Source organism: Streptomyces sp. 6N223 (assembly GCF_052246635.1).
Taxonomy (GTDB): Bacteria; Actinomycetota; Actinomycetes; order Streptomycetales; family Streptomycetaceae; genus Streptomyces.
Window position 1 is genome coordinate 1 of record NZ_JBQQCA010000128.1, and the last position, 3,115, is coordinate 3,115.

1 protein-coding gene is annotated in these 3,115 nt (G+C 74.0%); it reads right to left on the reverse strand.

The window, feature by feature from the left end; translation table 11 throughout:
* A partial coding sequence (locus tag ACTWQH_RS32585; RefSeq protein WP_443290424.1) for a beta-ketoacyl synthase N-terminal-like domain-containing protein occupies window positions 1-3,115 on the reverse strand: 3,115 nt, incomplete at both ends.

The following is a 3,115-nucleotide window of genomic DNA, read 5'->3' on the forward strand; positions in this document are numbered from 1 at the left end:
TGACCACGTGGGGGTGTGGCTCGTCTGCTGCCAGGGCTTGGAGGGCTGCCAGCCGCTTTTCGTCGTCCTGGCCGATGATGACGGCCCGGTGGTCGAACAACGCCCGCGTCGTCACCAGCGAATGCGCAATGTCGGCGGCCGAGAGTTCGGGGTGGGCGTTGAGGAGGCCGTGCAGGCGCTGGGCCTGCTGGCGCAGGGCTGGGAGGGACTTGGCGGACAGCGGCCAGGCGACCGGCACGTCCCCGTCCGGGGTCGCCGTGCGCGTCGGGGCTGGGGCCTCCACCTCCTCCGGCTCCTCCAGGATGACGTGGGCATTGGTGCCGCTGACGCCGAACGCCGAGACGCCCGCCCGGCGCGGATGGCCGTTCCGCTCCCAATGCTGGGGCTCGGTCAGCAGGGAGACGGCGCCCGCCTCCCAGTCGATGTGGGGCGAGGGGGCGTCCACGTGCAGGGTCTGCGGCAGCATGCCGTTCCGCATCGCCATGACCATCTTGATCACGCCCGCGACACCCGCCGCCGCCTGGGTGTGGCCGATGTTGGACTTGAGGGAGCCGAGCCACAGCGGCCGGTCCTCCGGCCTGCCCTGCCCGTAGGTCGCGAGCAGCGCCTGCGCCTCGATCGGGTCGCCCAGCTTGGTTCCGGTGCCGTGGGCCTCCACGACGTCCACGTCCGCCGCGTCGAGGCGGGCGTTGGCCAGGGCCTGCCGGATCACGCGCTGCTGCGAGGGGCCGTTCGGTGCGGTCAGGCCGTTGCTGGCGCCATCCTGGTTGATGGCGGAGCCGCGCAGCACCGCGAGCACCTGGTGGCCGTTGCGGCGGGCGTCCGACAGCCGCTCCAGCAGCACCAGGCCCACGCCCTCGCTCCAGCCGGTGCCGTCCGCCTCCGCCGAGAACGCCTTGCAGCGCCCGTCCTTCGCCAGGCCCCGCTGGCGGCTGAACTCGATGAACCCGCCCGGGGTCGGCATGACCGCGACGCCGCCGACCAGCGCGAGCGTGCAGTCGCCCTGCCGCAGGGCCTGCGACGCCAGGTGCAGGGCGACCAGCGACGACGAGCACGCGGTCTCCACGGACACGGCCGGGCCCTCAAGCCCCAGCGTGTAGGCGACCCGGCCGGAGGCGACGCTGGTCATGGAGCCGGTCAGCAGGTATCCCTCGAACGCCTCCGGAGCGCCGTCCAGCCTCGCGCGGTAGTCGTTGTGCCCAACGCCCGCGAAGACGCCGGTCTGGCTGCCGCGCAGCGTCGCGGGGTCGATCCCGGCCCGCTCCAGCACCTCCCACGCCGTCTCCAGCAGCAGCCGCTGCTGCGGGTCGATCGCCAGCGCCTCGCGCGGCGAGATCCCGAAGAAGTCGGCGTCGAAACGGTCGGCGTCGTAGAGGAAACCACCCTGGATCGAATAGGTCTTGCCCGGCTTGTCGGGGTCCGGGTCGTAGAGCCCGGCCACATCCCAGCCACGGTTCTCCGGGAAGTAGCCGATGGCGTCGGTGCCGTCCTCGACGAGCCGCCACAGGTCCTCCGGCGACTCGACGCCGCCCGGGAACCGGCAGGCCATCGCCACGATGGCCAATGGCTCGTCCGATGCGGCGGCGGCCGTCACCGTCGGCGTCCACGCCTCCGCCTGGAGGCCCAGCAGCTCCTGCCGCAGCACCTCGGCCAGGCTCGTCGGCGTGGGGTGGTCGAAGATCAGCGTCGCGGGGAGCCGCAGGCCGGTCGCCGTCGCCAGGCGGTTGCGGATCTCCACGCCTCTCAGCGAGTCGAAGCCCAGCTCCTTGAACGCCCGGTCCGGGTCGATGCTCTCCGGGGTGGCGTGGCCGAGCACGGTGGCCACGTGGGCGCGTATCAGGTCCAGCAGTTCGCCGAGCTGCTCGGCCTCGCTCAGCCCTGCCAGGCGCCGCGCGAACGCCGAGCCGTCCGTGGCCGCCTGCTCGGGCGCGGCGGCTACGCGGCGGGCCGGGGGCCTGCTCGCGGAGGAGGGCGTTGTCGCGTTGCCCTCGGCGAGGCGTGCGTGCAGCTCCGCGAGCCGTTCGGCCGGCACGGAGCGGGCCACCAGGCGTTCCACCGACAGGACGGGCTCCCCGGCGGGGTCGGCGGCGAGCAGGCGTACGCCCTCCGAGCCGGCGGGCCCGATCCGTACGCGCAGCGCGGTGGCGCCGGTGGCGTGCAGCGAGATGCCTGCCCACGAGAACGGCATGCGGATCTCGGGCACGTCGGCGACGCCGGCGTCGAGGGCGAGCGGGTGGAGGGCGGCGTCCAGCAGCGCGGGGTGGATGCCGAAGCCGGTGCGGTCGGCGTGGTCCTCGGGCAGCGCGACCTCGGCGTACAGCTCGCCATCGCGCCGCCACACGGCTGTGACGACTCGGAAGGCGGGGCCGTAGCCGACGCCGGCCGCCTCCAGGCGTTCGTACACCTCGCTGACCGCCACGGGCGTGGCGGCGGGCGGTGGCCACTCGGTCAACGTCAACGCCAACGCCTCGGCCTCGGCGTCGGCCAGGGCTGTCCCGCTGCCGAGCGCGCCCGTGGCGTGGCGGGTCCAGGGTTCGGCCGCGTCCGTGCCCTCCGGGCGCGAGTGCACGGAGAGCGGACGCCGACCGTGCTCGTCCGGTGTGCCGACCGCGATTTGCAGCTGAACGCCGCCGTGCTGGCCGAGCGCCAGCGGGGTTTCGAGGGTTAGTTCCTCGATGCGGTCGCAGCCGACCTGGTCACCGGCCTGGCCGGCGAGCTCCACCAGCGCGGTGGCGGGCAGCAGCACGGTGCCGGCCACGAGGTGGTCGGCGAGCCAGGGGTGGGAGTCGACGGACAGACGTCCGGTCAGCAGGAGCGCGTCGCTCTCGGCGAGCGTGGTCACCGCGCCGAGCAACGGGTGAGTGGCGCGGGCCAGTCCCAGCCGCGAGGGATCGCCGTCCTGGGCCGGTGCCTGGTCGAGCCAGTAGCGCTGGTGCTGGAAGGGGTAGGTCGGCAGGGCCGGTGGTGGGGTGGTGGGGGTGGGGAGGTGCCAGTCGATGGTGAGGCCGTGGGTGTGTGCGTGGGCGAGGGCGTGGGGGAGGTGGTCGCCGTGGTCGCGGCGGAGGGTGGGGAGGATGGCGGTGGGGGTGGGGTGTTGGTCGAGGGTGTGCTGGAT